At 47.0% G+C, this 14345-nt stretch carries 12 protein-coding genes and 2 tRNA genes; 10 read left to right on the top strand and 4 right to left on the bottom strand.

What is annotated here, in order from left to right; all coding sequences use genetic code 11:
- Positions 1 to 7 precede the first annotated feature (7 nt).
- Complete coding sequence (locus N5E87_RS12035) at positions 8 to 907, top strand: LysR substrate-binding domain-containing protein (protein WP_011717298.1); 900 nt, start codon at positions 8 to 10, stop codon at positions 905 to 907.
- Between the two features lie 36 nt (positions 908 to 943).
- Here N5E87_RS12035 and rnhA read toward each other — a convergent pair whose 3' ends face one another.
- Entirely contained in the window at positions 944 to 1420 is a 477-nt protein-coding gene (gene rnhA / locus N5E87_RS12030) for a ribonuclease HI (protein WP_011717297.1), read from the bottom strand.
- Between the two features lie 70 nt (positions 1421 to 1490).
- On the opposite strand from rnhA, the gene dnaQ reads away from it, so the two are divergent.
- The 5 genes from dnaQ (at position 1491) to N5E87_RS12005 (ending at position 6474) form a co-directional block, all read left to right on the top strand.
- Positions 1491 to 2219, top strand: a complete 729-nt coding sequence (gene dnaQ / locus N5E87_RS12025; RefSeq protein WP_011717296.1) for a DNA polymerase III subunit epsilon — start codon at positions 1491 to 1493, stop codon at positions 2217 to 2219.
- A gap of 10 nt (positions 2220 to 2229) precedes the next feature.
- On the top strand, positions 2230 to 3798 hold the full coding sequence (locus tag N5E87_RS12020; protein WP_086904124.1) for a TIGR03503 family protein: 1569 nt from the start codon (positions 2230 to 2232) through the stop codon (positions 3796 to 3798).
- A 167-nt stretch (positions 3799 to 3965) separates the two neighbouring features.
- Positions 3966 to 4042 (top strand) — tRNA-Asp (locus N5E87_RS12015).
- Between the two features lie 56 nt (positions 4043 to 4098).
- Positions 4099 to 4175: transfer RNA gene (locus tag N5E87_RS12010), tRNA-Asp, on the top strand.
- 286 nt (positions 4176 to 4461) lie between these two features.
- Positions 4462 to 6474, top strand: coding sequence for a sodium:proton antiporter (locus N5E87_RS12005; RefSeq protein WP_086904125.1), 2013 nt, complete (start codon positions 4462 to 4464; stop codon positions 6472 to 6474).
- Between the two features lie 139 nt (positions 6475 to 6613).
- Here N5E87_RS12005 and fadE read toward each other — a convergent pair whose 3' ends face one another.
- A complete protein-coding gene (gene fadE / locus N5E87_RS12000; RefSeq protein ID WP_086904126.1) occupies positions 6614 to 9061 on the bottom strand; it encodes an acyl-CoA dehydrogenase FadE in 2448 nt (815 codons plus the stop codon).
- A gap of 243 nt (positions 9062 to 9304) precedes the next feature.
- Between fadE and N5E87_RS11995 the strand changes: the two genes are divergently transcribed.
- Positions 9305 to 10084, top strand: a complete 780-nt coding sequence (locus N5E87_RS11995) for a class II glutamine amidotransferase (RefSeq protein WP_086904127.1) — start codon at positions 9305 to 9307, stop codon at positions 10082 to 10084.
- Between the two features lie 157 nt (positions 10085 to 10241).
- Here the strand turns inward: N5E87_RS11995 and N5E87_RS11990 are convergent, their stop codons facing one another.
- Together N5E87_RS11990 and N5E87_RS11985 are read right to left on the bottom strand one after the other, a co-directional pair.
- The gene (locus tag N5E87_RS11990; RefSeq protein ID WP_086904128.1) at positions 10242 to 11054 is read right to left on the bottom strand and encodes a DUF3108 domain-containing protein; all 813 of its coding nucleotides are present in this window, start codon (positions 11052 to 11054) and stop codon (positions 10242 to 10244) included.
- Between the two features lie 129 nt (positions 11055 to 11183).
- Positions 11184 to 11624, bottom strand: a complete 441-nt coding sequence (locus N5E87_RS11985; protein WP_167373698.1) for an MGMT family protein — start codon at positions 11622 to 11624, stop codon at positions 11184 to 11186.
- Between the two features lie 210 nt (positions 11625 to 11834).
- On the opposite strand from N5E87_RS11985, the gene def reads away from it, so the two are divergent.
- From def to N5E87_RS11970, 3 genes are all read left to right on the top strand, one after another.
- Positions 11835 to 12326, top strand: coding sequence for a peptide deformylase (def, locus tag N5E87_RS11980; protein WP_011626351.1), 492 nt, complete (start codon positions 11835 to 11837; stop codon positions 12324 to 12326).
- Positions 12327 to 12536: 210 nt separating this feature from the next.
- Positions 12537 to 13385, top strand: a complete 849-nt coding sequence (gene rhlP, locus N5E87_RS11975) for a rhombotarget lipoprotein (protein WP_086904032.1) — start codon at positions 12537 to 12539, stop codon at positions 13383 to 13385.
- A 125-nt stretch (positions 13386 to 13510) separates the two neighbouring features.
- Positions 13511 to 13951 carry a DUF4274 domain-containing protein gene (locus N5E87_RS11970; protein ID WP_086904031.1) on the top strand — a complete coding sequence of 147 codons (441 nt, stop codon included), beginning with the start codon at positions 13511 to 13513 and terminating at the stop codon, positions 13949 to 13951.
- Positions 13952 to 14345: the final 394 nt, after the last annotated feature.

Below are 14345 nucleotides of genomic sequence, written 5' to 3'. Positions count from 1 at the left end.
GTCTGTTATGCGAATAACCTTAAGGCAACTTGCGGTATTTGAAGCCGTTGCACGCAGTGGGCAAGTGGCAAAAGCGGCAGAGCAAGTTAATCTATCGCCGCCTGCGACCTCCATGGCCTTGGCCGAATTAGAAAAACAGCTCAATGCCCGTTTATTTGAGCGGATTGGCAATCGATTACAGCTCAACTCCCAAGGGAATTTGTTGTTGCCACTGGCGACGGACTTGTTACATCGAGTCGAGCAAATCGAGCAAGCGTTCACGCGCCAAGACGGTGATTTAGTCGGGCATTTAAGCGTGAGTGCTAGTTCCACTATTGGTAACTATTTGTTAGCAAAAGCGGCGGTGGCCTTTTGTCAGCAACATACGCAGACCCATGTGGATGTGGCCATTACCAATACCCAAGAAGTGATCCAATCGGTCGCGCAATTTCGCGCCGAAATGGGGTTTATCGAAGGACATTGCACCGATAATCGCTTGAATATTGAGCCTTGGCATAAGGACAGGCTACTCGTCTTTTGTCATCCCGCGCATCCCCTTGCGGGGCAGACGGTTAAACCCGCGGCGGTCAAAGGCCAATCCTGGGTATTAAGGGAGGAAGGCTCGGGCACGCGTGAATATTTTGTCAATGCAGCCAATGAATTAGGCATGCAGCCTGAGGCGAAATTCTGCTTTACCACGCCCGATGCCATTAAGCTTGCAGTAAAACAAGGCGCTGGACTGGGCGTGCTCTCGGAGTTGGCGCTGGATAAAGACATCAGCCGAAAAGAGCTGGCACTGGTAACCATTGAAGGCCTAGTGCTAGAGCGACAGTTTTATCGGATTACCCACAAGAGCCGCCAAGCCACGTCATTAGGCCTAGCCTTTGTGCAGTTTTGCGGTAATTTTTTCCATTTATCTCGGGAGTGATCGGCGCAACGTTTAGCGCCGAAATGAGGGCCAGTTTTAGGACTCAGGCTGATAGCCTTCATCGACTTGGGTAGGGCTCGCTTCAGCGGCGGCGCGGGCGAGTTGATCGCAGCGCTCGTTTTCAGGGTGTCCGGCGTGGCCTTTCACCCAACGCCAATCAATTTGATGGAGTTGGGCGGCTTTGTCTAAACGTTTCCAGAGATCAACATTTTTCACTGGCGTACGATTCGAGGTCATCCAGCCTTTTTTCTTCCAGCCATGGATCCAGGTGGTGATCCCTTGGCGCATATATTGGCTATCGCTGGTTAAAATGACCTTGCAAGGCTCTTTTAACGCCTCGAGGGCGACGATGGGGGCTAATAATTCCATGCGATTATTGGTCGTCAAGGCAAAACCATCGGACATCTCCTTTGTATGGCCCTTATAATTCATTACAATGCCATAGCCACCGGGGCCAGGGTTGCCTAAGCAAGAGCCATCGGTGAAGATGTGGATCAGTTTTAGTTCAGTCATCAAATGGTTATCCGCAGCGTAAATACCGGCCGAGTATAACCAAAAAATGTCATAAGAAGCGCATAAAAGTATGAATATTATCTCAAACGCAAGCCGTCAGGTTATTTTGGATACTGAAACCACGGGTATGAACCAAGGCAGTGGTGCAGTGTATTTAGGCCACAGAATTATTGAGATAGGGTGCGTTGAGGTGATCAACCGCCGTTTAACGGGCCGTTATTTCCATCAATATATCAATCCCGGCCAAGCGATTGACCCAGAAGCGATTGCGGTTCACGGCATCACCGATGAGCGCGTTGCCAATGAGCCTAGGTTCCATCAGATAGCGCAGGAATTTATTGATTTTATCAGTGGCGCCGAAATTGTGGCCCATAACGCAAACTTCGACGTGAGCTTTATGGACCATGAATTTTCGCTGTTGCAGCCATTAGGGCCAAAGACCAGTGAAATCTGTGAGATCTTAGACTCCCTCGATATCGCAAAATTTTTACACCCTGGGCAAAAGAACAACTTAGACGCCCTATGTAAGCGCTACGGTATCGATAACTCTCGCCGCCTGTACCACGGGGCATTACTCGACGCCGAGATCTTAGCCGATGTGTATTTGGCGATGACAGGCGGGCAGACCAAGTTCAATCTCTCTAATGATGAAGTCGGTCAAGAGGCTGGGGGCATCCAACGCTTTGATCCGGCATCACTTAATCTTAAAGTGATCAGCGCATCGGCCGATGAACTCGTTATGCATGAAAAGCGTCTTGATTTAGTCGCAAAATCAGGAAAATGCCTCTGGAGAGGATAATTTATTGCCTATGACGATGTCGCTGCGAAAATCCTTACGAAATACCACATTAGTGCTCGGCGGCCTCTGCTTGAGCGCTTCTTTGCTGGCGGCTGATGCCGAACCAGCAACCGCTCAGCCACCCGCCAATATGGCGTCAAAGACTCAAGAGGCGCAGCCAACTGCCGCAAAACCCAATGATGCTCAAGTCAGTCCGTCTAAGGTTAGTGAGCCCAAAGTCAGTGAGGCTAAAACGAGTGCAGATAAACCCGCTGACGTGAAAGCGAGCGCCGAAAAGCCAGTTGATGCCAAGCCGAGTCAAGCCACTCAAGCTAAGCCGACCAAGCCTGCTACTCGAAAAGTGGTGCCCGTCGATACCGCCTCTGAGCTTAAAAATCGCTTTCGGGTGGATCATATGGTCAGCAGCATGACATTGTTGATCCAGCGGGAGTACGGCTCTGCGCCTGTGGTCATCGTATTGCCCGATGGCAGCAAGTGGTACGCCAACCGTCACCCTGAAACGGTTAAATGGGTCGATGGCATTACTGGCGACATTATATATATCGAGTCGCCTCAGCCTGGCCCTTGGCAGCTGGTGGGTAAGGTAGTACCGGGATCGCAACTTAAGCGGGTCTCTAAACTTGAAATTGAAGTGCAACAACTGCCGCAGCCGTTATTCCAAGGTGAAGAAACCAAAGTCGTTGCTCAATTAATGGGTGATGCGGAGCGGGTGCGCATGCCGGGACTCGATTATCTTGTCGAGTGGACCGCGCATTTTGTCAGTAAACATCGCGCTGGGGATGAGAACTTTGCCGCCGGTGACATTATCGTCGGCTCTTACAAAGATAATGGCGAAAAGTTCGATGAAAGACCCGATGATGGCATGTTTACCAGTGATATCAATCTAAAACAGCCCTGGGGCGAGTACGACTTTGTGGTCCAAGCCCGTAATAATGTGTTTGAACGACAGGTTTCTTTTCCCTTTACCTTATCGCCACGCCCAGTGAATGCCGAGGTGATCACCCCAGATGATCCGTTAACGGGGCGATGGAAAATAATGCTGCACGCCGATAGCAGTGTGCTGCAATTGGCTGAAACCCATTTTTCATTCGAGCTTGTTGGACCAGCAGGTTTGCAACTTCCCCTCGTCGTTCATGGGCTTAAAGAGAGCGACACTGAACTGCCAATACCGCCTGTGACTGAGTTTGGCAGTTATCGAATTAAAGGCACTGTGGCGACCACCACACTCACTGGCCGTGAAATCCTGCTCGATTTGCCAGAACTCTTCTTTAACTTAGTGCAGCCACCCGAACCGCCGCCGAGTGCCGAGGAGTTAGCCGCCGTTGCAGCGCAAAAGGCCGCTGAAGAAGAAGCCGTGGCAAAACAGGATGCGCTGTTTTGGATCATTACCATCAATGCTGTGTTACTACTGCTTGGGGTTGTGGGGCTGATAGTTTGGCGTAAGCGTCAAAGTCTCGCGCAGGCACTGGCCGCCGCAGAGCAACGGATGTTAGATGAGGCTGGGCAGAATAAGCCAGAGGCGCCATCGCTCGATGAGATTGATTTGACCATGCCAGATGAGCCGGATCATCGCCGCTAAATCAACGGCCAACAGTCAGGCGTTTTAGACGCCAGTTTGAAGATATTTTGTTCATTTATCATGGGGTTTTGTTTGGTTTGGCGAAATTTTAACTAAACGATGCAAATGAGTGAAAAAAACGGTTGACGCTTCGAACGCTCAACCGTATTATTCACCGCAACTTGAGTGGAGCGGTAGTTCAGTTGGTTAGAATACCGGCCTGTCACGCCGGGGGTCGCGGGTTCGAGTCCCGTCCGCTCCGCCAGTCAAGTTGTTGAAAGTTAACATTATATTGCCCTAGTAGCGGTATAATAAAAGTTTGGAGCGGTAGTTCAGTTGGTTAGAATACCGGCCTGTCACGCCGGGGGTCGCGGGTTCGAGTCCCGTCCGCTCCGCCAAATAGAATAAGCCTCATCGAAAGATGAGGCTTTTTTCTATCTATCTTTTCAGAGTATTTGCCTCTGTATTTCTGCTTAATACCTTTACCTAATGCCTAAGGTATTGTTTCTTTTTATCCCTTTATTTCTACTGAAAGCTGAATATTCGCTGTCAATCGACATATTCGAGTTACAGGACTGCATTTTTTGCTGCTATTGTTATCACCAATAGTTCATTTTTCTGTATGAAAAAAGCGTGTTAGGTTGGGTTAATAAAGACCACTCCATGCCAACTAAAGGAAGTTATATGGTTGAAAAAATCACTGGGATGTTAGCACTTATCGGGGTGCTTTCGTTATTTTGTCAATGGGTTGGTTGGAAGCTTAGGTTACCTGCAATTTTACCGTTATTACTCTGTGGTTTGATGTTAGGCCCAGCATTTGGGGTACTCAATCCCGATGAAATCTTTGGGGATTTATTGTTTCCTATCATTTCACTCGGTGTCGCCGTGATCCTGTTTGAGGGGGCATTGACCCTCAATTTTAAAGAGATTAAAGACCATGGCCGCATGGTGACTCACTTAGTGAGCATCGGCATGGTGATCACCTGGGGCTGTATCAGTGTCGCGACCTTTTATTTGCTCAATTTTAGCTGGGAGGTCGCATTGTTATTTGGCGCCCTCGTGGTGGTCACGGGGCCAACCGTGATTGTCCCTATGCTGCGCAGCGTACGGCCTAAGTCGCAACTGGCGAGTATTTTACGCTGGGAAGGGATTGTGATTGACCCCATTGGTGCGCTACTTGCTGTATTAGTATTTGAATACATTACGGTATCCGGTGACCCCACTAGCCATGTGCTCTATGCACTAGGCTCCATGCTCACGCTTGGCTTAGGCTTAGGCGCGGCGTCAGGTTACCTCATTGGCCAAGTGATCCGCCGCAATTTATTGCCGCATTATTTACGTAATACCGCAGTATTAACCCTTATGCTGGGGATTTTTGTCGGCTCCAACCTACTGCAGGAAGAGTCTGGATTACTCACAGTGACTGTGATGGGGATTTGGCTAGCGAATATGCGCGGTGTGGATATTGCTGAAATCCTTGAATTTAAAGAAACACTGACAGTGCTGTTGATTTCTGCCTTATTTATCCTGTTAGCCGCAAGACTCGATTCGAGTGCCATGATGGATTTAGGCTGGGGCGGCGTAGGAGTGCTCGCCGTGACCATGCTGATTGCTCGGCCGCTCAGTATTTGGGTGTCAGGCATTGGGACGTCACTCTCAAGAGCCGATAAGTGGTTTCTATGTTGGATTGCCCCGCGGGGGATTGTGGCGGCGGCCGTATCTTCCTTATTCGCCATTAAGTTAGAAGCTACCAATGTGCAGGGCGCCGATGCCATCGTACCCTTAGTATTTTTAATCATTATCGGCACTGTCGTTATCCAAAGTTTAACCGCGGGCCGCTGGGCGAAATACCTTGGAGTGACGTCGGGTTCGGCGCAAGGATTATTAATTTTCGGAGCCTCGAAGTTTTCCCGCGAACTGGCAAAAATCTTAAAAAGCAAAGATGTCAAAGTGCTGCTGGCCGACAGCAACTGGGATAACATTCGTCTCGCGCGGATGGATAATATTCCGGTCTATTTTGGTAATCCCGCCTCGGAACATGCAGAAACCTATATGGATTTAACTGGGATTGGCCGAGTGCTGATCATGTCGCCTTATAAGCAGTTAAACCCGCTGGTGACCTTTTATTTTCAAGATGTGTTAGGTTCTAAAAAGGTCTTTGGCCTTAATAATGCCGAGCAGGGTAGCGCGCGCCATCAATTATCTGAGACTTACAAACAGCGATTATGTTTGTTTGGTGATGCGGTGTCCTACGCCAAAATTGCCAGTCAAATGGCGAAAGGGGCGCAGCTTAAAGTCACTAACTTAACTGAAAACTTCACCTTCGAGCATTTCCGCAAACGTTATGGCGAAACGGCATTGCCGTTAGTGTATCTGACCAAAGAGGGCAAAGTCGTGATAGTGTCAGGCAATGACACCCTATTCCCCAATGGCATAGAGTTAATCAGTTTGCTGCCCGTTGAAGCGCTTGAAGAAGCGAAAATCCAACAGGCGATTGCCGAGCAAGAGGCGATAGCTGCACAGGCCAAAGCGGCGGAAGAAGCAGCCCTTGCGAAAGCCAAGGCCGAGGAGGAAGCTGAAGCAGAGCGCCAACAACTTGAGCAGCAAGCGAAAATCAAGGCCGAAGAGCCATCGCAATCTGAGGTTGAAGCACAAGATAACATCAACACCGCGGATGAAACGTTGGCGAAGGGATAATGGCGAGGCCAAGGTTAGCTAAGATGAGCTTGGTATTTGCGAAGAGATAAGCCTGTTAATTGAGGCGATAATAAAAAAGGCACTACTATGTAGTGCCTTTTTGTTTATTAAGATGGACTTAGCTAGTACAGCTTCGCTATTAAGCGGCGCGTTCCTGTGACGTCGTTGCGACGACTTCAGGGCGCAGCTCTGCTGGGTCAAAGTCATCCACATTGATTGACTTCATTCGGCCGATTTCGGCACGTTCCAACAGTTGTACTTCGCTGTCGCTCAATACACCTAAGGCTTTACCTTCAGCGGCGACTTTATCTAACCACATGAAAGGTAAACGCTTGCCACTGGCCTTACAGACTTTGTCGAATAAAGGTTCGGCAGCCAGAATATCCTTAAGCGTTTGCTCTTGGATGCCCACAGCATTGTGCTCTGAGTTAGTCCAGAATTGGCCTTTACCTAAACGATCACGGCTTTCACAAGGTGTTTGCATGATCTTAGCCACTTTATGATCTAACACATCGCTTGGACGTTTCAGAGGACGACCGAATGGGAACATGATGGCGCGTAGTACGCCGCCTAGACCCATAGGGAAGTTATCCAGTAAATCGTCTAATGAAGCCTGTAACTGGTACAGAGCATCTTCAACCGCCCATTGCACCAGTGGCAGATCGTCGGTTTGACGGCCTTCATCTTGGTAACGTTTTAAGGTCGCAGAAGCGAGGTATAACTGGCTTAACAGATCACCTAAGCGGGCAGAAATACGCTCTTTACGTTTTAAGTTACCGCCTAAGGTTGCCATGGCTAAGTCTGAAAGCAGGGCTAGGTTGGCACTGAAACGGTTCATATGTTGATAATAACGCTTGGTTTTATCTGAGTAAGGCGCGTTAGAGAAACGGCTTGATGTCAGACCTAACCAGAAGCTACGGACAAAGTTACTGGTCGCAAAACCAATGTGACCGAAGATGGCCGCATCGAAGTTGGCTAAACCTTGGCCGGACTCAGTGTCAAACGCTGACTCCATTTCGGCCAATACATAAGGATGACAACGGATTGCACCTTGACCATAGATGATCATCGAACGTGTCAGGATGTTTGCGCCTTCAACGGTAATCGCAATCGGAGCCGCTTGATAGCCACGACCTAAGTAGTTGTTAGGGCCTAAACACACACCTTTACCACCGTGGATATCCATGGCGTCGATAACGCATTTCTGCATACGATCGGTCAGGTGATATTTCACGATAGCCGAGATAACCGAAGGTTTTTCACCTAAATCGATACCTGTGGTGGTTAATGAGGTCACTGCATCCATCAGATAGGCGTTACCACCGATGCGTGCCATTGGCTCTTCAATCCCTTCTAACTTACCAATCGGCAGTTTGAATTGACGACGAATACGTGCATAGGCACCCGTTGCAAGTGCTGCTGTTTTTACACCACCGGCAGAGTTTGATGGCAGCGTGATACCACGGCCAACAGACAAACACTCAACCAGCATACGCCAGCCTTGGCCAGCCATTTTCGGACCACCGATGATAAAGCTTAATGGTACGAATACGTCTTTACCGCGAGTAGGACCGTTTTGGAACATACAGTTCAGCGGGAAGTGACGACGGCCTGTTTCAACGCCTTCAACATCAGTTGGGATCAGCGCGCAGGTAATGCCCAGTTCTTCTTTGTCGCCTAATAGGTGTTCAGGGTCACGCAGTTTAAACGCCAGACCTAATACAGTCGCAACTGGCGCTAGGGTGATATAACGCTTGTTCCAGGTTAAGCGCATACCTAAGACTTCTTCGCCTTCCCATTGACCTTTACACACGATACCAAAGTCAGGGATAGAACCCGCGTCGCTACCAGCCTCAGGGCTAGTTAATGCGAAACAAGGGACTTCTAAACCTTTGGCTAAACGTGGCAGGTAATGGTTTTGCTGCTCAGGCGTACCATAGTGTTGTAACAGTTCGCCAGGGCCTAAGGAGTTAGGTACACCTACAGTGGATGCCAGCTCGCTGCTTAAACCCGCAAGCTTTTGCAGCACGCGTGATTGGGCGTAGGCTGAGTACTCTAAACCGCCGTATTTTTTCTTGATGATCATGGCGAAGAAGCCGTGATCTTTCAGGTATTGCCATACTTCAGCAGGCAAATCAGCCAGTTGATGTGATACTTGATGTTGGTTCACCATGCGGCACACTTCTTCAACTGGACCGTCTAAGAAGGCTTGCTCATCGGCACTTAAACGAGCGACAGGGTAATTGTGGAGTTTTTTCCAGTTTGGGTTACCCGCAAACAGATCGGCTTCCCACCAAGTGGTACCAGCTTCAATCGCTTCTTTTTCGGTAGAAGACATTTCGGGCATGATGCCACGGTACATCTTCATCAGTGGGCGACTGATAACATTTTGTCTAAATGCACTGATATTGAGGGGCAGCGCGATCACGAGGAAGATAATCCAAGAGATAGGGCCAACAACATCGAGTGTCCATCCGGCTGTCATCACAACAGCGGCTGCAATAGTGGCAGTGAGCAAAGATACCCGAAGGTAAGCTAGGGCTCCTAGCACTAAGATCATGGCGATGATCCAAAGTAGGGTAGTCACTGTATTTCTCCTTAAGTATGACCGAGTGCCAATCACAGGTCATAACGAGTTTTGTTGATTGCGATCACAATTATAGTTTGTGGTCTGACCTGTGTCGCATAAAAGTTAAACCTAAGGCAGTTTTAATACAAGTATTTTTCAAACAATTGTTTAAATTTTTTGTCACCTTTGATCATTCCACAAATGTCATCAACTAGTTACAATGCAAAACCGTGGATATTTGGATTGAGAAAGGCGAGAAATATGTGTGAGTTACTGGCGATGAGCGCCAATGTGCCGACCGATATTGTGTTTAGTTTTACGGGATTAGCACAGCGTGGTGGCGTCACTGGGCCCCATGTCGACGGTTGGGGGATCACTTTCTATGAAGGCCGTGGCAGCCGTACGTTTAAAGATGCCTGCCCAAGTAGCGAGTCGCACATTGCAAAATTAATCAAATCCTATCCGATTAAAAGCGAGGTGGTGATAAGCCATATTCGTCAGGCCAATCGCGGCTGTGTTTCCCTTGAAAATACTCATCCTTTTACCCGTGAGTTGTGGGGCCGTTATTGGACCTATGCCCATAATGGTCAGTTAAGCGACTATCAGGCGAAGTTTCAGGTGTCCCGTTATCAGAGTGTCGGCGATACCGACAGCGAGCTGGCTTTTTGCTGGATACTGGAGCAAGTCGCGGCCAAGTTTGGTGACCGTCGCCCAGAGGACATGCAAGCGGTGTTTCGATTTGTGGCTACGCTTGCTGAACAAATCCGCGTCCTTGGGGTATTTAATATGATCCTCAGCGATGGCGAATACTTGATGAGCTATTGCAGTAATAATCTGTGTTATATCACCCGCAGGGCACCGTTTGGCAAGGCAAAATTAATTGATACCGATGTTGTGATTGATTTTGATAAAGAAACCACACCACACGATGTAGTGACTGTCATCGCCACTCGGCCGCTCACTGAAAACGAGGACTGGCAAGTGATGCAGCCTGGCAATTGGAAGTTGTTCCGCTTAGGTGAGCTGCTTATCGATTTGTAATTGGGGCGTTGCCATTCTACTTTGACGGCATTAAATCAGAAACAAAAAGGCCAAATGGAGTCACTCACGTTTGGCCTTTTATGTTTTGTGCTGCGTTGTTACTGCATCTTAGAAGCAGCACTCAATTCGTCTTATCAGCCATAAACACTTAACTAATTTAATTAGCGCCTGTGCCTAGGAGTTTAGGTACTCTCTGCTCTATCGGAATTTCGGTTTCAACGGCTGCGGCTTCAACGGTGGCGGGCGTGACTGCAACTGGCACATCGTCGAAATGATAATTCAGCAGTTTGATATCCAGCTGTTTGCTGCCTTTTTCAAAGTGCGTAAGACGAACGGGCAGGTAGGCTAGATCCGGAGCCATCCAAAAGAAGGTTTGGCGTTTGTGATTGTCACGCACAACCTCAATTTTGACTGTATCGTAGCTGCCGCTTTCAATTGTCATCCGTTCCTTACCAATCACATGGAACTTGTATTCATCGATCTCGTTGGATTTAACCATCTTATAATCAAGCACTTCTTTACCTGCGCTGATATCGAGACGAAACTGCAGCTGCACCATCAGAGGGTCGAAAATATCGCCTTCGAAGGGGAATTTACCTTTTTCATCCTTATAACGGGTATGGATCATCCCTTGCGCCTTGGCAAAGGCGGTTTGCTCGATAAAATTCGGGCCGACACCTTGGCGCTCATGCAAATAGCGCAGGGGTAATAATTGATTGCCATCCTGAGCAAACTCACTCAGCACATGGCGCACATCGGTCAGTAATAACAGGCTAAGATCGCTGTCGAAGCGATATTTGTAGATCCCATCCTCCATGGCGGGCAGTTGATACTTGGCCTTACCCAACTCAATATCACCATAATTAACTTGATATTCAGCAGTTTGAGGCGTTAAAGGCGTTGGCGCCGCCATCGCAAATACGCTGTGGGTGAGTGCGAGACTCACGAATAACGTTGGAATTGTGCGCAAGTAATGCTCCTTTATATCGCAAACAGATTGCGGCTAACACCGCTTATCCCATTGGCTGAACTGCCAAGCTTAATTGTTTATAGCTGAGGCCATATCGGGTGTAAACAGTTTATAGATCAATATATTAAACTAGAAGGGGATTGACATCACTAAGGTTGCCATATCCGGTTGCCACTCAAACTCAGACAAGTCTACTTTGCCACAGTTCACTGTAACGCCTTCAATACGCAATAATTCCATCTGTTCCTGAAAGGAGACTGAATGCTTTTCGAAGGAAATTTTACCTTGGCTGTTGAGTACTCTATGCCAAGGAAGTGACAAATGTTCGGGGGCCGATTTGAGCGCCTTCGACACATAGCGGGCACGACCGGGTAAACCGGCAAAATCGGCCACTTTGCCATAACTGCTGACTTTGCCAGGCGGGATCATCGCGACAATATGCCAAATCTTCGCCATCGGCGAGAGGGTGTTTTGTGTCTCTAGTGTGCTGTTCGTTTCGTCTGGCGTAATGGCCTTATCTTGCTCTAAGTAGCGATAAAGTGGGGATTTATCTTTTGCAAACCGCATGATGATGCCAAATAAAACCATGAATGAGGTGAGCCAGTGTAGCGTTAATTTCCGCCTAAGTGAAACAGAGGACGGCTGATACTGCTGCAATTTAAATCTAAAAAATCGATTGTAATGATTTTTATTAAACTATTTAGTTTTGAATATTGAGAAAACACAGGAATAGTTCATAATAGCGCCAAATTTTTTGACTCACTAAGAGATGAAACAGGCATGGCTGTACTCGATATTCTGACAATTCCCGATGAGCGTCTAAAGCGCAAAGCACAACCCGTAAAAGACATTGAAGCGATTCAGGGATTTATCGATGATTTAATCGAAACCATGTACCACACCGACGATGGTATCGGTCTGGCCTCGACCCAAGTGGGCAGCACAGATGCGGTGATTGTGATCGATTTATCCGAAAATCGCGATCAACCCTTAGTGCTGATTAATCCAGAGATTGTTGAAAAATCAGGCGAATACGTAGGTGAAGAAGGCTGTCTTTCTATCCCTGGCTATCGCGCCAAAGTGAGCCGTTTTGAAAAGGTTAAAGTCACCGCCTTAGACAGACAGGGCAAAGCGATTGAAATCGAAACCGATGACTTTTTGGCTATTGTTTTACAACACGAAATCGACCATTTACACGGTAAAGTGTTTATCGAACATTTATCGACCTTAAAGCAGCAAATCGCGTTGAAAAAAGTGCGTAAATACGCCTAAGCAGATGAATTTGCGCGACTGATTGTCGTCTTTATCTAAGTCAAAGCCGCATTCCGATGCGGCTTTGTTGTTTCTAAGCATTTAAAAAGCCAAACAAAAGCGCGATATGTGAAGTTAACGGCTTGTTTTTACAGCAGTGACTCGCTAAGGTAGCGGCAATATGCACGGGTTGCATGGCCTGTGCGCAGTAAGGATACGGTAGGGAAACAAATGAAGACAAAATTCATAGCGCTTGTGGGTGCGCTGGCATCGATTAGCATCTTGCTTGGTGGTTGCAGTGCTTTTTTTAACGGTAACACCACTGAAAAAAACGTAGTTTCCAGCAGTCTGGTTGAATATCTCTATCCTGATGATAAACAACGCGAGGCTCAGCAACCCAGTATTCCGGTATTGCGTCTTCCCATCACGGTTGGCATTGCCTTTTTACCCTCCACCCATTGGCAATCCGAAGCCCTCGATAGCAGCTCGCAAATCGCCTTGCTGGATAAAGTGAAACAGTCATTTGTTAAATATGACTTTATTGACCGTATCGAATTAATCCCCAGCACTTATCTTAAAAATGGCAAAGGTTTTAGCACCTTACAGCAGGTCGCCCGTTTACACGATGTCGATGTGATGGCGCTGGTGTCTTACGATCAACTGTTACAAAGCAGCGAGAATAAGGCTTCACTGCTGTATTGGACCATAGTCGGCATGTATATGGTGCCCGGTAATGAAAACGCGATCCAAACCTTTGTCGATACCGCCGTTTTTGATATGCGCAGCCAAAAAATGTTGTTTAGGGCGCCTGGTATTAACCAACTTACCGACACGTCAACCGCAGTGAGCGTCACCAACGTGCTACGTGAAAAATCCGCTGAAGGCTTTGAGCTGGCGGTAAACGATATGATCACTAATTTAGACGCCGAATTAGCCCGCTTTAAAACCCGCGTGAAAGAAGAACATATTGCGACCATTGAACATAAACAAGGTTATAGCGGCGGTGGCAGTTTATCCCTATTAATCCTTTCGCTACTGGGCATATTTGCAATTCGCCGTTTAACTATTTGTAGAGAATAATTAAACCTATTTATTAGGATGATTTGAGTGAAATGGAGTTTCGATGTTTTGGCTTTTTTTTAAGTAAGCATGCCTCTTTTCTCTATGTTTAATGGGCCGAATAAAGCATTAAGGATCTTATAGTAATGACAGACATTACGGATAGAATTTGTTATGAAATCGAAGATATTCAAGAGGCAGTTAACCTAGTAAAAACTATTTCTTCTGCAGCTGAATTATATGAATTATTAAGGCATTACAATTGGGATGATGGTTATGAGATCCCGATTACGATTGCTGACCACCCATTATGTGAGTTAGCTATTGCAATAAGGATGTTTTGGCTTGCTGAAGCGATGGATTGGTTAGAAATGAATGAACAAAATGAATTAATTCCAGCCAATAACGTTATTGAGCCTTATCAACAGAAAGATTATGATTTCGCAGTCATGCTGACAAATCGAATTTTAACTGGTTACTACCAGATAAGAACAGTTTCTCATACTGAAAAGATATCAAAGACGATGCAATACCTTTTTAAGAAGCGTGGCGTGCCAGAGATTTTATACAAACCAATAGTGGTATGAGTGCAGATGTATAAGATTTAGATAGATTAGGCCGATTTATTGCCGTTTCACCCAAATGAGGGAGATTACTAGACCATAACCGACGGATTAATTTCCAATAAGCCGAGTAGAATTGTATTTTTCACTCAAACAGAGGGCTTCGGACGAGTTTAATTCGTAATCTACAATCACTCAGCTTGATAATGGTGTGCGCGTTTTCACTGGTCTAACAAGGTAAACGCGCATGCGCACGAATAAAATGTTATATTTTAGGAGAAATTATGGCATCACTGGAAGAAGCTTATAGCAATGAGTATCAGGATATTATTGATCCTGAATTAGCATATGACCTTTATTGAGCAGGTATTATAGCTGATAAATCAGCTTTCGAATGTCCTAGTGAAAAATGTAATGC

Source organism: Shewanella sp. GD03713 (genome assembly GCF_029843705.1).
In the GTDB taxonomy this organism is placed as follows: Bacteria; Pseudomonadota; Gammaproteobacteria; order Enterobacterales; family Shewanellaceae; genus Shewanella.
This window is presented reverse-complemented; position numbering and strand designations above follow the sequence as displayed.

Excerpts from the sequence above, each read along its gene's own strand:
- dnaQ (WP_011717296.1), top strand. The coding sequence starts at position 1,491 with ATGAATATTATCTCAAACGCAAGCCGTCAGGTTATTTTGGATACTGAA.
- N5E87_RS11970 (WP_086904031.1), top strand. The coding sequence starts at position 13,511 with ATGACAGACATTACGGATAGAATTTGTTATGAAATCGAAGATATTCAA.
- N5E87_RS12005 (WP_086904125.1), top strand. The coding sequence starts at position 4,462 with ATGGTTGAAAAAATCACTGGGATGTTAGCACTTATCGGGGTGCTTTCG.
- N5E87_RS11995 (WP_086904127.1), top strand. The coding sequence starts at position 9,305 with ATGTGTGAGTTACTGGCGATGAGCGCCAATGTGCCGACCGATATTGTG.
- N5E87_RS12035 (WP_011717298.1), top strand. The coding sequence starts at position 8 with ATGCGAATAACCTTAAGGCAACTTGCGGTATTTGAAGCCGTTGCACGC.
- N5E87_RS12020 (WP_086904124.1), top strand. The coding sequence starts at position 2,230 with ATGACGATGTCGCTGCGAAAATCCTTACGAAATACCACATTAGTGCTC.
- rhlP (WP_086904032.1), top strand. The coding sequence starts at position 12,537 with ATGAAGACAAAATTCATAGCGCTTGTGGGTGCGCTGGCATCGATTAGC.
- rnhA (WP_011717297.1), bottom strand. The coding sequence starts at position 1,420 with ATGACTGAACTAAAACTGATCCACATCTTCACCGATGGCTCTTGCTTA.
- def (WP_011626351.1), top strand. The coding sequence starts at position 11,835 with ATGGCTGTACTCGATATTCTGACAATTCCCGATGAGCGTCTAAAGCGC.